Raw genomic sequence first — 16,499 nt, forward strand, 5'->3', positions numbered from 1 at the left:
CGTCGGCAAAGCGGCCACCACGTCATACTCACTGACTCCTAACTGCTCTGCGATGGCAGCAGGCAACAATGTTGGGTCACTGTCTAATAGCGCTGCGACTTGCTGAGCAAGCGTGTCTGGCTGTTGGGTCTTTGTCATTACTGAATCCATAAACGTTCCATTTCTAAGCGATGAACCGACATGATGAGGGCTCATTGAGGCGGGTTGATAATAAAATTGTAGAACCTTGATCGCCGCTTGTGCCAAGTCTTGAGGTTTTATCCGCGAAGGCAAAATGCAACGGATCAGAGGTTTCTTTACCGAGTACTGATTCATCAAATTGATGGATATCCAACATGCTATTTACTCGCTTAGCGCTTGTCAGCTCTTGCTTCGCGCCAAAATCTTAAAAACTGGACGAGATCATAATTCCACGCTAATGATAATGCAATTGATAATTGATCTTATTTGCATTGTAAGTAATAATCTTGGCAATTTGTTGATGTCGGACAAGAGAAATCACCGTGAATGTCAAACGCTACACTATCGCAGGAACGCTCTCACTAGCGGTTCACGGGGCCATATTACTCGTCGCTCATGAAGCGAAAGTATTTGCGATGCCCGCGGGAACGCAGTCTCAGAGTGTCTCAATTAACTTTAAAGCAGCGGCAGTTCCAGCGCCTAGTGTCTCGCCAGAGGCCGACCTGCCCGTGAAACCGGAACCTGCACCGATCGAAGCGGCAGCTATTGCCGAGCCGATCCCGACACCGATGCCCACGCCAGATAAATCTGCGGTGAAGACAGACAAAGCTATTGTGAAACCGGACAAAGCTTCAGTTAGACCAGACAAAGCTGCGGTTAGACCAGAAAAAACAATAGTGAAAAAGCCGGTCAGCAAAGACCCAATCAAAAAGGTGGTCGCCAAACAAGAAACGACGAAACCAGTCGTGGCGAAAACGCCCCCAAAAAAGGCGGCGCCTAAGCCGAAAAAAAACACCAAGGTGACCAATACTCAAGCAGCGCCTGCCAACGCCAAGCCAATAGAAGCAACACCGGCTGAGCCTGCCCCAACGGACACCGCAAAGGTCCCACAAAAAGCCAATCAAGGCGCCAGCGCACAGCCCATCTTGGTCGAGAAGCCCTCTTTCTTGAGTCGCCCAACCGCGCCTCACTACCCAAGACTGGCGAGAAAACGGGGGTTGGAAGGCGTCGCTTTGTATGAAATCTGGCTCGACGATGAAGGAAATCAAGTCAAACAGGTGCTTATCAGCTCATCCGGAGCCACCTTGCTCGATAAATCCGCGTTGGATGCGATTAAGCAGTGGCAGTTTTCTCCTCACACGGTGAATGGGCACTCCATGGCCCATCGCGTGCATATTCCCGTTCGTTTTAAGTTGGATCGATAATGGAACACATTGAACAAATACAGCAACAACTGGGCCTTATGGCTTGGCCCTTGATTTTCTGCTCTGCACTGACGGTCATGATCATCCTCGAACGCTTGTTCCAAGTTCTGGTCAGCACCGGTGTTGGCAAGCGTGCCGTATCACGAGAACTCAACCAACTGAGCCCGACGGATAATCAAGCCATTGAGCAACTTGCAAAACGTTGGTCACCACGTCGCCCGCTGCTTTTTAAGGGTGTGGCCATGGTCTTAGCCCATCACTCCTTTGCAAAGTCACTTCGAGAAGATGTGGCCGGGATGTGGTTACAAGAAAAACGCCACCAGCTCAATTCTGGGTTGCGCCTATTGACCTTGATCGGCGTCATCAGCCCGTTGATCGGATTGCTCGGCACCGTGCTTGGGCTGATTGAGATGTTTAAAGGCGTGGCGGCCTCTTCGGGTAACATCACGCCCAATGATCTGGCTGACGGCCTTGGCCTCGCCATGCGTACCACCGCTGCAGGGCTTTTGATCGCGCTGCCCGCCATCGCTGGCGCGCAGTTGCTGGGGTTGTGGGCTGACCGCGTTACCGCCAAGCTCGAGCACACATTAAATTACGTCAATTTATGGTTGGAAGGGGTCAGCGTGCAAGCCAATACACCGCCGATGACCGTGACCAAAAACGCTGATGAGCATGTTCACCCCATCCGAGAAAAGCGAGTGAACGCATGATCAAGTTACCCCACAATGAATCACGATTTGGGCTGACACCGGATCTCACACCACTGCTCGACATCATCTTCATCGTGATGGTGTTTTTGTTGCTGACCGCGGCGGTAAAACTTGATTCATTGGAAGTGGATCTGCCCACCACCGACTCGAATCAGGTGTCTACGGTGGATAAGCGCTCTCTGACCATCAACATTCTCGATGCGGCGCCGCATTGGGCGATAGACGGCCAAACCTATCTCGATTGGCACAACTTTACGCTCGCTTTGCTCGAGCAACACCAATCGAACCCGCAACCGATCGTTATCGGCGCAGAGAAAACCGCCGACGTTCAGCATTTGGTCAAACTGCTGGCCTACTTACAAGAAAACGGCATTCAAGCCACGCAGCTGCTGACTGAGCAGCCCAATTAATTTAAGGCAAACCTTGTTTATGACTCAACGTATTATATTCTCTGAACGTACTAAGTTATCTCAGCACCCTAGCCAGACAGCGCGTGCTGCACGAACTTTCTCAAAAGCAAGATGGGGACGCACGATCGGCCGCCTAACTGCGGCGGTGTCACTGTGTGCGCTCTCGCTCACCGCCTTCTCTCACCATGCGATGGCAAGCGAGCGCATCATAAGCGCCGGCAGCGCCGTTACTGAGCTATTGATTGCGCTAGACCAGCAGCAAAGTCTCGTTGCGGTAGATGTCACCAGTGAGCTGCCAGAGGGATTCGCACTGCCCAAAATTGGCTATCATCGCCAACTGTCATCAGAAGGGCTATTGGCTTTAGGCCCGAATCGACTCATTGGCTCCGATGAAATGGGCCCCGCGTCTGCGCTCGCTCAGCTTAAATCAGCGGGCGTCGCGGTGGATATTGTCAACACCAAACCGACCGCCGAAGGTCTACTTGAGCGCATTGATGAGATTGCCGCGCTGACGGATTCTAGCGAGCATGCTGCGCAACTCAAGCAGAATGTCGAGCGTCAACTGGCCAATTTAGAGCAGCGCCGTCAGCAGATCGCGACGCCGAAAAAAGTGCTGTTTTTGTTGATACATGAAGGTCGCCCCGCCAACGTCGCTGGGGCAGATACCACGCCTAACGCGATTATTGAACTTGCGGGCGGCATTAACCCTGCCGCTTCGACACTTTCTTCCTACAAACCGCTATCGAGTGAGGCGATGGTCGAGATGCAACCCGACATTATCCTCGTCAGTGGCCGCAGCTACCAAAGCTTGGGCGGTGCGGATGAGATATTAAAAAAATTGCCGATGCTCGCCGCCACACCTGCGGGTCAAAACAAAGCCTTCATCCAAATTGATGGTCATGCTTTAGTCGGTGGATTGGGGCTGAAAAGTTTGGCTGAAGCGGAGCGCATCAGCGCGTTGCTGCTGTAACCCGCCACGCAAGCGACAAGCCCCAGACTGGCAACATACAAGACTGGATTGTGACTTTAACGCTATGAATTTAAACCTTTGACTCTAAACCTATGATTCTAAAGCTATGATTTTAAACCTATGATTCTAAAAAAATGCCCGCTACCCATTACGCTCGGTCTTTTTGCTGTCTTGCTGCTTATCACAGCGATCAGCTCAATCACCGTTGGGCCAATGAATATTGGATTTATCGAGAGTGTACAGAGCTTGTTGCTTAAATCGGAGCAACTGGCACCGCACGTGCATTTGGTGATCCATGAAATTCGCTTTCCGCGTACCCTATTGTGTATGTTAGTCGGCGCGATTTTAGCCCTGTGCGGCACGGTGATGCAGGGGCTGTTTCGCAACCCACTGGCCGAACCGGGGATCATTGGTGTCTCTGCTGGGGCCTCCTTGGGGGCAGCGATCGCCATTGTGATGTTTGCCGATGTGTTCGCCGAATACCCAACCTTGATGAACATCGCCGCACTGCCCATGTTTGCTTTTTTGGGCGGCGCGTTAACCACCGTCCTGGTCTACAAATTGGGCACCAGTAAGCTGGGGACGTCTGTCACCATCATGCTGCTAGCAGGGGTAGCGATCAGTGCCCTTTCTGGGGCAGGCATTGGCTATATGAATTTCATCGCGGACGATCAAATGTTGCGCGACCTGTCGCTCTGGTCGATGGGCTCACTGGCGGGCGCCAACCTGACAAGCCTTGCGCTCTGTAGCGTCACCTTGCTGATTCTTAGCGCTTGCTTTTATCGACGGGCGATGGCCCTCAATGCTCTCTTGCTTGGCGAAGCGGAGGCGGCGCATCTTGGTATCGCCGTTCAGCGTCTCAAACGTCAGTTGATTCTGCTGACCGCCGTTGGCGTTGGGGTCACGGTGAGCGTCTCAGGGATGATCGGCTTTATTGGCTTAGTGATTCCCCATTTAGGACGCATGTTGACCGGACCAGACCACCGCAGCCTGCTGCCCATTTCTGCACTGATGGGCGCACTGCTGCTCACCTTTGCCGATATGTTTTCTCGTGTTGCGGTCGCCCCTGCTGAACTGCCTGTAGGCATCGTCACGGCGATCATTGGCGCACCGTTTTTCATCTATCTGCTGTTTCAACAAAAAGGGAAGATTTTGTAATGGACGCTCCAGCCATCTCCGCTCAAGGTCTGTCGATGCACTTTGGTCAGCGCTGTGTACTGGATAACATCGACCTTGATATTCACGCCGGAGAAGTGACTGCGCTGCTCGGGCCAAACGGCGCGGGGAAAAGTACCTTGCTGAAATTATTGTGTCAGGAGATCCCTTCACGTCACGATATTCGCTATTTTGGCCGCGCAGCAAACCAATGGCCAAATGATGAACTGGCCAGACACTTAGGCATGCTTCCTCAGCACAGCACCCTGAGTTTTCCGTTTCTTGCCCATGAAGTGGTGGAGCTTGGGGCGATACCGCTCAACTTGGCGCACAAACAGACCCAAGCGGTAGCGGCTAAGTACATGTCGCTCACCGATGTCAGCCACCTGAGTGAACGCCTGTACCCATCCCTGTCTGGCGGAGAGAAACAGCGCGTGCATCTCGCGCGAGTGTTAGTCCAACTCGATCAGTCCGCTGAGAAGAAAATCCTCATGCTCGACGAACCGACCTCCGCACTGGATCTGGCCCATCAGCACAACACACTGCGAATTGCACGCCAATTAGCCGATGAACACCATACCGCCGCCGTCGTCGTGCTGCACGACCTCAACCTCGCGGCGCAATACGCCGATCGACTTGTGATTCTGCATCAGGGAAAAATTGCTTGTGACGCCAAACCTTGGCAAGCGTTAACGCCAAGTCTCATCGAGCAGGTTTACGGCTACCGAGCATTAGTCAATCGCCATCCCTCGTTGGACTTCCCCATGGTAATGCCCGCTGCGTAAACCTTAGGAGAGCAGACGCCGTCTTAAGCCGGCGCGCTCCAATACGCGCGCGCAAATTTCCTCTACGGATAACGAGGTGGTGTTGATGTAGGGAATCGCCTCACGGCGAAACAGTGCTTCGACATGTTCAAGCTCTTGTTGGCACTGCTGACTACTGGCGTAATCGCTGTCAGCCAGTCGGTTCTGGCGAATCTGCGTTAGGCGCTCAGAATCGATAGTGAGGCCGAACAATTTGTGTCGCACCACTTCAAACTCCGGCAACAACCTCAAACGCTGAATATCTTGCTCGATAAACGGGTAGTTCACGACCCGCAAACCAAACTGCATCGCCATGTAGAGACTCGTCGGTGTTTTACCGCTGCGCGACACGCCCAATAAAATGATGTCCGCCTCATCCAAGCCTTTGAGAGTAATGCCATCATCATGTGCAAGTGTGTATTCAATGGCGGCAATGCGGTCAAAATAGCGATGTGAATCTTTACTGACACTGCGCGAACGTTGCAACTTGGGTTTCGCCTCCATCTGAATATCGTCTTGGACTTTTTGTACCAAGCTTTCCAGTACATCGTAGCAATGCGCTGGAGCCTGCAATAACTTGGCCCTCAGTTCACCAATCACCATAGAGAAAAACACCAGCGGCTTAACACCGTGGGTACGATACGAGGCGTCAATCTCTTTAACCAGCGCCGCCAATTTCTCTTCACTTTCCACGAACGGAAAGGTCTTTTCATTCGCGTGAAAAGAGAACTGCCCCAAAACGACATGTCCTAATGTCTCGCACGTGAGTGCCGTGCCATCAGAAACATAGAATACATCACGACTTTGACTATCAATTTGCATGGTTTGTTGAATAGCTAAAATAATGTTGAGTAGGATGACATTCATAATATCGATAATAAAACCCTGCTGACTATTACGTCCCCCACAGCTTTTTAAATTGGTTCGCCTTTTTTAAGTTGATACGTAATCGTTTGCTTTAAGTCCCTACAAGCTGCAATGTTTCTGGAGAAAGACATGCAAAAGAACACCCTCTGGTTTAATGGTCTATCCATGGATGATGTCGACAAAGTCGGCGGTAAAAATGCGTCCCTCGGAGAGATGGTGTCCAACCTAGCCAATGCGGGCGTGAGCGTCCCCAACGGCTTTGCCACCACCTCTTATGCGTTTAACCGCTTCCTCGACTTTGAAGGCCTAGATGATCGAATTCACCAACTGCTCGATGACCTGAACGTCGACGATGTTGAAGCCCTACGCCAAACCGGCGCCACCATACGAAAATGGGTGCTTGATGCCCCATTCCCCGCCGACCTCGAAGCCGATATTCGTGAGCATTATCTGCAATTGGTCGACGGTAACCCCGAGCTTTCCGTCGCAGTGCGCTCTTCTGCCACTGCCGAAGATCTTCCCGACGCCTCCTTTGCCGGACAGCAAGAGACCTTCCTCAATATCACCGGTGTAGAAGGAGTACTCGAAGCGACCAAGCACGTCTATGCCTCGCTCTTTAATGACCGCGCGATCTCTTATCGTGTGCACCAAGGCTTTGATCACCGCGGCATCGCCCTTTCTGCAGGGATCCAGCGCATGGTGCGGTCCGACAAAGCGGCCTCCGGCGTCATGTTTACCTTAGATACAGAATCGGGCTTTGACCAAGTGGTGTTCATCACCTCTGCGTGGGGGCTGGGAGAAATGGTGGTTCAAGGGGCGGTAAACCCAGACGAATTCTACGTCCATAAACCGCTTCTCGAAGCCGGTCACCAACCGATTGTGAAGAAAACCTTCGGCTCTAAACTGATCAAGATGATCTACGCCAATGACACCACGATTGGCAAACAAGTCGAGATTATCGATACCAACGAGAAGGAACGGGAACAGTTTTCTCTGACCGATGAAGAAATCAAACAGCTTGCCCAACAAGCGATGATCATCGAGCGTCATTATCAACGCCCGATGGACATTGAATGGGCCAAAGACGGCATTGATGGCAAACTCTATATCGTCCAAGCGAGGCCAGAAACAGTCTGCTCTCAGAATGAACAAAACGTCATTGAGCGCTATGAGCTTAACGACAAAGCAAACGTGCTGGTCGAAGGACGCGCGATTGGGCAACGTATCGGCCAAGGTCCTGTGCGTCTTGTCGACTCACTGGATGAAATGAGCTTAGTCCAAGAAGGCGACGTGCTGGTTACCGACATGACCGACCCCGATTGGGAGCCGGTGATGAAAAAAGCCTCAGCCATCGTCACCAACCGTGGTGGGCGAACTTGCCATGCGGCCATCATTGCGAGAGAGCTTGGCATTCCTGCCATCGTTGGCTGCGGCGACGCCACGGAGCGCCTTTGCAGTGGGCAGCCGGTCACCGTCTCGTGCGCAGAAGGCGAATCAGGTTATGTCTATGAAGGCGAGCTGACGTTTGAGATCAAACGCTCTTCGGTCGATGAGCTCCCTCTTTTGCCAACCAAAGTGATGATGAACGTCGGTAACCCAGATCGCGCTTTCGACTTTGCCCAAATCCCCAATGAGGGCGTTGGTCTTGCGCGATTGGAGTTCATCATCAATAAAATGATTGGCATCCACCCGAAAGCATTGCTCAATTTTGACCAGCAAAGCGACGCGCTCAAAACTCAGATCCGCCAACGTATCCGCGGCTATCACGACCCTATCGACTTTTACGTCAGCAAACTGACCGAAGGGATTGCCACCATAGCGGCAGCGTTTTGGCCCAAGCGCGTCATTGTGCGCATGTCGGATTTTAAGTCGAACGAGTACAGCAACCTCATCGGCGGCCAAAGTTATGAGCCTCATGAAGAGAACCCCATGCTCGGTTTCCGCGGCGCCTCGCGCTATATCTCTCCAGTATTCGAAGACTGTTTTGAGCTGGAAACCTTAGCCATCAAGCGCGTACGCAACGAAATGGGATTAAAGAACGTTGAGATCATGATCCCCTTTGTTCGCACACCAAGCGAAGCTGCTTCGGTGATCGATCTTCTCGCCAAGTTCGATTTACGACGCGGCGATCAAGGGCTGAAAGTGATCATGATGTGCGAACTGCCGTCAAACGCAGTGCTCGCTGACGAGTTTTTAAAATACTTTGATGGTTTCTCGATTGGCTCTAACGACATGACGCAGTTAACCCTCGGGTTAGACCGTGATTCTGGCGATGTCGCGCATCTGTTTGATGAGAGAAATCCGGCGGTCAAAGCCATGCTGAAAATGGCCATCGACGCGGCAACCAAAGCGGGCAAGTACGTGGGGATCTGTGGTCAAGGGCCATCAGATCATGATGACCTTGCCGAGTGGCTAATGCAGCAAGGGATCAGCTCCGTCTCTCTTAACCCTGACACGGTGATCGATACTTGGCTAAAACTGGGGACGGTTAAACCAAACCAGTAGCACAGGCTGCGTAGTCAACTTAATTATCCCCTCTCGCGCCGCCTTCAAAGGCGGCGCTTTTGGTTATGATACCGAGCGCCATACGTCACTTAAGTGTTAATTTTTAGTAAGTTATCGTTTTGTCAGACTTACAAAATGACGCTGTTCCTTTAAGGTAAGCACACACTTGAAACAGGATGAATCGAGCTATTATGATGAACAAATCCCTCACTTTACTCTCTCTCTGCACTCTACTCGCTGGGTGCCAAGCCACACAGCGTCAGAACGCTACCACAGGTGAAACCGAAACCAATGCAACCACTCAAGGTGCCCTAATTGGCGCGGTATCAGGCGCACTCGTCGGCCTAGCGACAGGCGATAACGCAACAGAACGCAGACAACGTGCACTGGCAGGGGCCGCAGCGGGCGGCGCGGTGGGTGCTGGAGTGGGTTATTACTTTGACCAGCAAGAAGCGGCGCTGCGTGAAGAGTTACTCAATTCAGGGGTTCAGGTGAAACGGGTGGGAGAGGATCAAATCCAACTTGTGATGGAAAACGGAATTGGTTTCGCCAGTGATTCCTACCAGTTGGACGCATCGATCTACAACACGCTCAACGGCGTCGCGCGTATATTGGTCGAATATCCAGATACCGTATTGATGATTGCAGGACACACGGACAGCACAGGAAGTGAAGCCTACAACCAAAGTCTCTCACTCAAACGCGCGGAGTCAGTGAGAACCTATTTGATGTATCAGAAAGTGGCGACCAACCGCTTATCAACCCTTGGAATGGGCGAAAGTACGCCAATTTGTAGTAATGACACCGCACAAGGGCGAACCTGTAACCGACGGGTAGAAATTAGCATCTATCCCGCCAAGTAATTACTGCTCGCGTCTGCTCCTTGATCACAAACAACCAGCGCCAGCGCATCAACTCGCTGGCGCAGATTCCCCTTCTCTGGCCCACTCCATCTCTTGCTGACGCAGCATCTCATCAAGCTCTGCTTTGCGCGCCTTGAAGCTCGCCATTTCTGCTTTTGGAACCGAGTTGGCCATCGGGATATTGGCTTTCATCGCATTCACCGCGCGGCCGCGGTCAAGGAGTTCGTAGTGGATATGGGGGCCGGTTACCCGCCCCGTCGCTCCAGATAAACCAATTCGCTGCCCACGACTTACCGTTTGGCCTTTGCGAACTAAGATTTTACTTAGATGCAAATAACGCGTTTTGTAGCGGCTGCCGTGTTCAATCACCACGTATTTACCTGCGTAAGGGTGGTCACGTGTCATGACGACAACGCCATCGCCCGTTGAGACAATCGGAGTACCGGTTGGGGTTGCCCAGTCCGTGCCGTTGTGCGGTGCAACACGTCCGGTAACAGGATGCAGGCGAGTAGGGTTAAAATGCGAACTTAAGCGATAGTTGCCACCGACTGGCTTACGTTGGAACGCACGCTGTAGGCTGTCCCCTTTCGCATCATAGTATTGGCCGTCACTGTGCAAATACGCCGAGAGGGTTTGACCACGATTGTGGATCTTAACCGCTTGTATCTCGCGATTACCCGTCAACGTTTCACCGACGTATTGACGAGACTGTACCACTTCGAAACGATCGCCCGCTCGCAAGTCACGAGCAAAATTGATCTTATCTTTCAGTAAGCTGACAATCTGGTCGACTTCGCTACTGCCGAGGCCAAGCGCGTAGCCAGATTGCGAGAAGGTGCCGTTGATTTCGCCCACCATTGGGAAGGCTTTCCATTCACCTGGAATTTTGACGTCGCTGTACTCATAGTTGCCATCATCCAACCGGGTGTAAACTGCACGCTCGACCAAGCTAAACTCAAGCTCCATCTTCGCCAGTTTACGGTTTTCATCACGCCAAAAACGCAAGGTATTGCCGGGGCGCAGCGTATCTAGAGCGAGATAGTTTAAATCCGTCTCCATGATCTGCATCAGCTCGCTATAACCAAAGCCCAATTGATTAAAAATAGTGCTTAGGTTATCGCCTGATTGGATCACGTATTCGTAATCTGGGATATCCACCGTCTCGTCGTGTTCAGCGAGCCAGTCATTCATCAGTGTGGATTCTGGGAGAGAAAGCTCAATAGTGCGATGATAGCGACCTGAATTCGGCGCAGACGACAAAGCCACAGCGATAAAAATCGGTAAACTTAATACGGCCATCTTTTTACGCTTAGAGAGCTCTTTGAAGCGTAATGTCAGACTTTTCGCTTGCACAATGCTACCTATAGAGAGAAATAACGAAGCCGTAAGATTACGAATTTATCCACTAAAAGTCATCTTTTCTAATGTAAAGATTGGATCGAAAAAGGCGCTTACGCGCCTTTTTGCAGTTGATGTCGCTAAAACCCTAAAAGTTCTATTGATAGGTCGATAGCAAGCCGTTGTCATCACCAAAGCCATTCGGCTTGTATTGGTCTGCATTGGCGTCATTGACCCACTTGCTGTTGTCGACCAAATAACGAAATTCGAAGTGTTGGTCTTTGGGTAGTCGGGTTTTAAATTTAAAGCTTTTCGACTTCGCCACTTTCTTCATTTCGACCGGTTGCCAATCAAGAAAATCTGCGACCAGTGCCACCGATTGGTCAGCGTTTGCGGCATCCAACTCGAAGGTGACTTCGACTTCATCTTTGGTTTTGAAAAAACGTTTGTTGATCATAGTTTACTCCGTTAACGACGTTAAAATGTCCATCTCATCCTTGTTAGCTTACAAATATGCGCAACAGTTTGCATCAAAAACAATGTAAAACCCTATTAATATTATGGTCGAATTGCCCAACTATTTTGTTCGGTCACAGTCATCATTATAGTGCGCGTTACTTTGGGTTCCTCACTCATAGGTTGATCTTCCTCACGAGTTCGCAGTGTAACGGCGATCACATCCTGATTGCGCTCGACCGCTTCCACCACGATTCGATCACCCAGCAGCACTGCATCACGCGAGATCATTCTCTGGCGGGTGGAATCATATTCAAACAGGGCTAGATAGTAAAAAAGACCACTACCTTGATTGGATACGATGAGCGGCGCGGCGTAGCGGCCCTCTCCCAGTTCGATCAATTGATGCGTGTCGACCCAAATATCACCGCGTACTTCACCGTCTTGATATTGGCCTATTGCTCTTGCGTCTTGACGTCGGGTAAGCAAGCTGTAGGCGGTGGTTTCTGGAACTTTAATCGTCCAGGGATTGGGCGTCGCAATGCCAAAAACCTGTTGCATGAGAGCATCTTGCGTCGGTGTGGGCTGAGGAAACTTCGCTCGAATCTCCTCATCAGACAAACTGAAGCGGTAAAGACCGGCTGCGGCAACGACCACCAGCAGGACAATCGGAATCAATAAAATAAGGGGAATGGGAAGTCGGCGCTTTTTCATGATGATCACTTCACAACAGAGTTCTTCAAAGAGGGTGATTTTCAAACACATCGTATTTTCAAACATATAGTAACAGGCGGGTCAGTGAGGCAAAACGCCTATCCACGATTAATTTCGCCTGCGGCTCTGTGCCACCACGAAATCACCATGCGCGTTCTGCTAAGAGGCCAGATAAGGAGGCCACATAAGTCAGCTGCAAGTTTTGGGCTGACGCGTATAATGTCCTGCTTAACAAAAGGGGGATCACGGTGATTTCAAAACTACCACGCTGGGTGGAGCACGGTGCATTTTTATTGGCACTACTGGCCGGAACCGTCAATGCGATTGGCTTGTTGGGTTTCCAGCACCAGTCCGTGTCTCATATCTCGGGTACCGTGACACTACTGGGCACTAGCCTCTACCTCTTCGATCAACAAACGCTGCACCTCCTATGGGTGGTACTCAGCTTTCTGCTCGGCACGATACTCAGTGGCGTCTTTATCGAAAGCACTGCGCTGAAATTGGGCCGCCGCTACGGGGTGGCACTCTGCTTTGAAAGTGGGCTACTTTTGCTCGCCTACCTTCTGCTTAAGGAGGGACACACCAGTGGTCAGTATCTCGCGTCTGCTGCTTGTGGGCTGCAAAACGCCATGTTAACCACCTTCAGCGGCGCGGTTGTGCGCACTACCCACATGACGGGTATCGTCACTGATTTGGGCATTATGATCGGTGCGCGCTTGCGCGGGGAAAAGTTCGATTATCGCAAAGCCAAACTCTTCTCCTTTATCTTCGCCGGATTCTTACTCGGCGGTACTGCCGGAGCGGGTTTATATGCACAGGTCAGCATTGCAGCGCTGCTTGCGCCCGTTACCCTTGCCCTGTGTCTCGCGCTAAGCTATTGGCTCTACCTCTATATTTCACCCAAATAAACCCGCTTAGTTGCAACACAATCCCAAACAATTTAACATTAACAAAACAAACTACTGCATTGCCAAGCTAATATCGAGTTTATGTCTGAATATTTAGGGATAATTATTGAATAGTATTGCACAGCATGACAAAAGGCAGTAATCTTGCGCCCCATGACTAAATAGGGATGTTTAGTGAATATGTATGCCAAGGGATACGGCAATACTATTGACCAGATGTAACACGAGATTTGTAATGCAAGAAAACGCTCAATCTATCAATCAGCCAAAAGGGAAGAAGAACTTCTGGATGTTCTTTATTCCGTCTTTGTTAGGTCTGTTTGTCTTTATGGCGCCGATCACGTTTGACGGTGACATCACTATCCCTGTGGCCGTATTGGCGAAATCGATTCAGGCACTGTTCGGTGACGCTCTGGTCGGCATGGTGACGTCCATCATTAGCTTCATGGCGGTTGCCTCGCTACTTTGTCGTATTAAAACGCCGGCTTTTATTGCCAACAGCGACTTCTTAAACGGCCTGTTTAACCCATCACCACTTTGGCTTGCTGTGCGTGTGATCGGTGGTCTTGCGGTTGCGATGACCTACTTCCAACTGGGCCCAGAGGCGATTTGGGAAGAAAACACCGGCGGACTAGTGCTGGAAGGTTTGTTGCCAACTCTTTTCTCTGTGTTCATTTTTGCTGGCTTGCTGCTTCCTTTGCTGCTCAACTTTGGCTTGCTAGAACTGTTTGGCACCTTGCTCAGCAAAGTCATGCGCCCAGTATTCAATCTACCTGGACGCAGTGCGATTGACTGTATGGCTTCTTGGCTAGGCGATGGCTCCGTCGGTATCCTGCTGACCAGTAAGCAGTACGAAAACAAGTTCTACACACAACGCGAAGCGGCGGTCGTTGGCACAACCTTCTCTGCCGTCTCCATTACGTTTAGTTTGGTGGTATTAGCCCAAGTCGAACTTGAGCACCTATTCCTGCCTTTTTACGGTGCTATCTGTTTAGCCGGTGTGGTTGCCGCGATCATCATTCCAAGACTGCCACCACTGAGCTACAAGAAAGACACCTTCATCGACGGTACAAAACCGGATGCCGAAGCGGACGCTCTACCAGCTGGACATAACAGCTTCACTTGGGGTCTTGAGTTGGCTCTGAAGAAAGCCTCACAAGTGACCTCATTAAAAGGTGTGTTTGGTGAAGGCGTGCGTAACGCTGTCGACATGGTGTTTGGCGTACTGCCAGTGGTGATGGGTCTGGGTACGATTGCACTTGTGATTGCTGAGTACACCTCGGTGTTTGCCTTCTTAGGCCAGCCGTTTATCCCATTCCTAGAGCTGCTACAAATCCCAGAAGCCGCAGCGGCGTCGCAAACCATGGTGGTCGGTTTTGCGGACATGTTTATCCCTGCCATCCTTGCAGCTTCTATCGACAACGAAATGACGCGCTTCGTCATCGCTGCGATGTCTGTGACCCAGCTAATCTACATGTCTGAAGTGGGTGCACTGCTGCTTGGGAGCCGCATTCCGGTCAATATTTTTGAGCTGTTCGCCATCTTTATCTTGCGTACGCTCATCACCTTACCTGTGATTGCGGGTGTCGCGCATCTGATCTTCTAATGTGCGCCTCTGGTGACGATTGACGCAAAGCCCCGCTATGGATTTCATAGCGGGGCTTTGCGGTTTCTGTGCGTTGTCTATACTCAATAAATAAGAATCAATATTGATAAAAGGTTTTGCTCACCTGCAAAACAATCATATAATCAATAATTATATTAAAAAGACGTTATTGTCCGGACCTTTGGGGAGAGATCATGAGAAGAGTGCTTGCGCTGTTCGCTGCGTTGTCTGTTTTTAGTGCTTCAGCCTCTAGCTTAGTGATTCGCATCACAGATCGCGATCCTATCACCCTCTCTCATGAAGACATCGTAGCGAATTTCGAACCCACTACCTTCTCTACGACCCTACCTTGGTTCGACGGCAAAAAAACCTTCACCGGCTTCAAAGTCTCATCGTTAGTTGATTACTACCGCGCGAACAATACCTTCTCCGTCTCTTTTGTCGCCCTAAATGATTACGCGGCGAGCTCAAGAATCGAAGATATTCTTAAGTACGATCCTATCGTGGCGTACGAAATGGATGGAGAAAAAATGAAAGTGCGAAATAAAGGCCCCTATTGGCTGGTCTTTAACTTAAGTCAGTTCCCTGAAATAGATAATGCTGCATTTCGTTCACAAATGGTGTGGCAGATCGATGAGATATTAGTGCATACCGCCGATGATGAGTCCAAAGAGTAAAGACGACCACTTACACGCCATTCTTGCCAAAGCGAAAGTACTGTTAATCGTGCTTTCGGCAACCCTGTTCATCATTAATCTCTATTTTCTTACCTCAACACGCCAGTTAGCGGCCTCCTACAATGAACAGCAAAACCAAGCCACATGGTTTTTGTTTCAGTTGAACAAAGAGTTTTCTGAACTCAGAGCGATTACACCGTTCGCAGCGGACAGTGAAGAGTACTACGATCGCACCCTACTCAAATATGAGTTGACCTGGAGCCGTTTCGACATACTTCTCAGTAGCAAAGAGGCGGACAACCTGATTACCCTTCCCGGTGCCGCCGCATTCTTTAGTGACTTGTTCAGTCAGTTTAAGCAGCTAGAACCCGAGCTCATAGCGCTCAACTCACCGGATCAGGCCAAAGCGCTGTGCGATGATATTGACGCGCTCTACATGTCGATGATTCAGTACGTCAACACCAATTTTAGAATTAAAAGTCCGCTCTACCTGTCACAAATGAGCCAAGCGCAAAGTTTAACTCAGGCGCAATTTGTCTTGATGGTATTGCTGTTTGTCTGCGCGTGTTTAGTCGGCTACATCATTCACAAAGAGGCCATTTACCACAAGCAATTGGCGCTCACCGATTCTCTCACCGGAGTGTCCAATCGGTTGGCCATGTTCAACGATATGGCCGAGTGGGTGGAACAAGGCCAGTCATTCAACCTCTACCTTTTAGACTTAAACGGCTTTAAGGAAGTGAATGATCGTCATGGTCACCAAGCCGGTGATGAAGTGCTCGCCACTGTTGCTAATCGCCTTAATAGACTGGAAGCTTACTGCTATCGAATCGGTGGCGACGAGTTTGCTTTGGTCTACCTTGGGGATACGCATCCACAGCATCACTGGAAGCAGATTGAAAGCTGCTTTAGAAAGACTATTGCTATCCGCGCGGGTACCCAAGTCTCCCTATCGACCAGTATTGGTATTGCGCACTACCCGCATGATGGTGCATCACTGAGCCGACTCATCTCTATTGCCGATGCCAATATGTACGAAATGAAGTTTGCCAAGCTTGAACAGAAATCCATTGGCTAACGCCTGTTTTGACGATCAATCAATGTTATCATGGCCGAAAATCCACTTCGTCAA

Annotated in this window: 16 protein-coding genes and 1 pseudogene; 12 read left to right on the plus strand and 5 right to left on the minus strand. The window is 50.6% G+C overall.

Features of this window, described 5'->3' with window-relative positions:
* Positions 1-138, minus strand: a pseudogene (locus AC6R0L_RS05735) (heme utilization cystosolic carrier protein HutX); the annotation flags it as partial.
* Positions 139-497: 359 nt separating this feature from the next.
* Here AC6R0L_RS05735 and AC6R0L_RS05740 point away from each other — a divergent pair.
* The 6 genes from AC6R0L_RS05740 to AC6R0L_RS05765 all read left to right on the plus strand — a co-directional run bounded on the left by AC6R0L_RS05740 (position 498) and on the right by AC6R0L_RS05765 (position 5,415).
* On the plus strand, positions 498-1,385 hold the full coding sequence (locus AC6R0L_RS05740) for an energy transducer TonB (protein WP_500628564.1): 888 nt from the start codon (positions 498-500) through the stop codon (positions 1,383-1,385).
* Positions 1,385-2,095, plus strand: a complete 711-nt coding sequence (locus tag AC6R0L_RS05745) for a MotA/TolQ/ExbB proton channel family protein (protein WP_334553311.1) — start codon at positions 1,385-1,387, stop codon at positions 2,093-2,095. Before AC6R0L_RS05740 ends, AC6R0L_RS05745 begins: the two co-directional genes overlap by 1 nt.
* Positions 2,092-2,505 carry an ExbD/TolR family protein gene (locus AC6R0L_RS05750; RefSeq protein ID WP_500628544.1) on the plus strand — a complete coding sequence of 138 codons (414 nt, stop codon included), beginning with the start codon at positions 2,092-2,094 and terminating at the stop codon, positions 2,503-2,505. The genes AC6R0L_RS05745 and AC6R0L_RS05750 overlap by 4 nt, the downstream gene beginning before the upstream one ends.
* Positions 2,506-2,524: 19 nt before the next feature.
* Positions 2,525-3,475 carry a heme/hemin ABC transporter substrate-binding protein gene (locus AC6R0L_RS05755; protein WP_500628545.1) on the plus strand — a complete coding sequence of 317 codons (951 nt, stop codon included), beginning with the start codon at positions 2,525-2,527 and terminating at the stop codon, positions 3,473-3,475.
* A 120-nt stretch (positions 3,476-3,595) separates the two neighbouring features.
* Positions 3,596-4,633: a FecCD family ABC transporter permease gene (locus AC6R0L_RS05760; protein ID WP_500628546.1), complete on the plus strand. Its 1,038-nt coding sequence runs from the start codon at positions 3,596-3,598 to the stop codon at positions 4,631-4,633.
* Positions 4,633-5,415, plus strand: coding sequence for a heme ABC transporter ATP-binding protein (locus AC6R0L_RS05765; RefSeq protein WP_500628547.1), 783 nt, complete (start codon positions 4,633-4,635; stop codon positions 5,413-5,415). The genes AC6R0L_RS05760 and AC6R0L_RS05765 overlap by 1 nt, the downstream gene beginning before the upstream one ends.
* 3 nt (positions 5,416-5,418) lie before the next feature.
* Here the strand turns inward: AC6R0L_RS05765 and ppsR are convergent, their stop codons facing one another.
* Positions 5,419-6,255, minus strand: a complete 837-nt coding sequence (gene ppsR, locus AC6R0L_RS05770) for a posphoenolpyruvate synthetase regulatory kinase/phosphorylase PpsR (protein ID WP_334553442.1) — start codon at positions 6,253-6,255, stop codon at positions 5,419-5,421.
* Positions 6,256-6,411: 156 nt separating this feature from the next.
* Here ppsR and ppsA point away from each other — a divergent pair, with 156 nt between their 5' ends.
* The gene (gene ppsA, locus AC6R0L_RS05775) at positions 6,412-8,805 is read left to right on the plus strand and encodes a phosphoenolpyruvate synthase (protein WP_500628548.1); all 2,394 of its coding nucleotides are present in this window, start codon (positions 6,412-6,414) and stop codon (positions 8,803-8,805) included.
* 194 nt (positions 8,806-8,999) lie between these two features.
* Positions 9,000-9,668, plus strand: a complete 669-nt coding sequence (locus AC6R0L_RS05780) for a YiaD family glycine zipper/OmpA-like lipoprotein (protein ID WP_420378220.1) — start codon at positions 9,000-9,002, stop codon at positions 9,666-9,668.
* Positions 9,669-9,716: 48 nt separating this feature from the next.
* On the opposite strand, the gene shyA is transcribed toward AC6R0L_RS05780, so the two are convergent.
* The 3 genes from shyA to AC6R0L_RS05795 all read right to left on the minus strand — a co-directional run bounded on the left by shyA (position 9,717) and on the right by AC6R0L_RS05795 (position 12,176).
* Positions 9,717-11,021, minus strand: a complete 1,305-nt coding sequence (gene shyA, locus AC6R0L_RS05785) for a peptidoglycan DD-endopeptidase ShyA (protein ID WP_487902743.1) — start codon at positions 11,019-11,021, stop codon at positions 9,717-9,719.
* A 142-nt stretch (positions 11,022-11,163) separates the two neighbouring features.
* Positions 11,164-11,463, minus strand: coding sequence for an isoamylase early set domain-containing protein (locus tag AC6R0L_RS05790; protein ID WP_500628549.1), 300 nt, complete (start codon positions 11,461-11,463; stop codon positions 11,164-11,166).
* Positions 11,464-11,564: 101 nt separating this feature from the next.
* Positions 11,565-12,176, minus strand: a complete 612-nt coding sequence (locus AC6R0L_RS05795) for a hypothetical protein (RefSeq protein WP_500628550.1) — start codon at positions 12,174-12,176, stop codon at positions 11,565-11,567.
* Positions 12,177-12,424: 248 nt separating this feature from the next.
* On the opposite strand from AC6R0L_RS05795, the gene AC6R0L_RS05800 reads away from it, so the two are divergent.
* From AC6R0L_RS05800 to AC6R0L_RS05815, 4 genes are all read left to right on the plus strand, one after another.
* The gene (locus tag AC6R0L_RS05800; RefSeq protein WP_500628551.1) at positions 12,425-13,084 is read left to right on the plus strand and encodes a YoaK family protein; all 660 of its coding nucleotides are present in this window, start codon (positions 12,425-12,427) and stop codon (positions 13,082-13,084) included.
* Between the two features lie 235 nt (positions 13,085-13,319).
* Complete coding sequence (locus AC6R0L_RS05805) at positions 13,320-14,690, plus strand: YjiH family protein (RefSeq protein WP_500628552.1); 1,371 nt, start codon at positions 13,320-13,322, stop codon at positions 14,688-14,690.
* Between the two features lie 194 nt (positions 14,691-14,884).
* Positions 14,885-15,367: a putative pterin-binding protein gene (locus AC6R0L_RS05810; protein WP_500628553.1), complete on the plus strand. Its 483-nt coding sequence runs from the start codon at positions 14,885-14,887 to the stop codon at positions 15,365-15,367.
* Positions 15,348-16,445: a GGDEF domain-containing protein gene (locus tag AC6R0L_RS05815; RefSeq protein ID WP_500628554.1), complete on the plus strand. Its 1,098-nt coding sequence runs from the start codon at positions 15,348-15,350 to the stop codon at positions 16,443-16,445. The genes AC6R0L_RS05810 and AC6R0L_RS05815 overlap by 20 nt, the downstream gene beginning before the upstream one ends.
* Positions 16,446-16,499: the final 54 nt, after the last annotated feature.

Source organism: Vibrio sp. R15-SG3-ISO1A (assembly GCF_059833955.1).

Bases quoted from the DNA above. Each gene is read 5' to 3' on its own strand.
- AC6R0L_RS05745 (WP_334553311.1), top strand. From the start codon at position 1,385: ATGGAACACATTGAACAAATACAGCAACAACTGGGCCTTATGGCTTGG.
- AC6R0L_RS05750 (WP_500628544.1), top strand. From the start codon at position 2,092: ATGATCAAGTTACCCCACAATGAATCACGATTTGGGCTGACACCGGAT.
- AC6R0L_RS05755 (WP_500628545.1), top strand. From the start codon at position 2,525: ATGACTCAACGTATTATATTCTCTGAACGTACTAAGTTATCTCAGCAC.
- AC6R0L_RS05760 (WP_500628546.1), top strand. From the start codon at position 3,596: ATGATTCTAAAAAAATGCCCGCTACCCATTACGCTCGGTCTTTTTGCT.
- AC6R0L_RS05765 (WP_500628547.1), top strand. From the start codon at position 4,633: ATGGACGCTCCAGCCATCTCCGCTCAAGGTCTGTCGATGCACTTTGGT.
- ppsR (WP_334553442.1), bottom strand. From the start codon at position 6,255: ATGCAAATTGATAGTCAAAGTCGTGATGTATTCTATGTTTCTGATGGC.
- ppsA (WP_500628548.1), top strand. From the start codon at position 6,412: ATGTTTCTGGAGAAAGACATGCAAAAGAACACCCTCTGGTTTAATGGT.
- AC6R0L_RS05780 (WP_420378220.1), top strand. From the start codon at position 9,000: ATGAACAAATCCCTCACTTTACTCTCTCTCTGCACTCTACTCGCTGGG.
- AC6R0L_RS05790 (WP_500628549.1), bottom strand. From the start codon at position 11,463: ATGATCAACAAACGTTTTTTCAAAACCAAAGATGAAGTCGAAGTCACC.
- AC6R0L_RS05795 (WP_500628550.1), bottom strand. From the start codon at position 12,176: ATGAAAAAGCGCCGACTTCCCATTCCCCTTATTTTATTGATTCCGATT.
- AC6R0L_RS05805 (WP_500628552.1), top strand. From the start codon at position 13,320: ATGCAAGAAAACGCTCAATCTATCAATCAGCCAAAAGGGAAGAAGAAC.
- AC6R0L_RS05810 (WP_500628553.1), top strand. From the start codon at position 14,885: ATGAGAAGAGTGCTTGCGCTGTTCGCTGCGTTGTCTGTTTTTAGTGCT.
- AC6R0L_RS05815 (WP_500628554.1), top strand. From the start codon at position 15,348: ATGATGAGTCCAAAGAGTAAAGACGACCACTTACACGCCATTCTTGCC.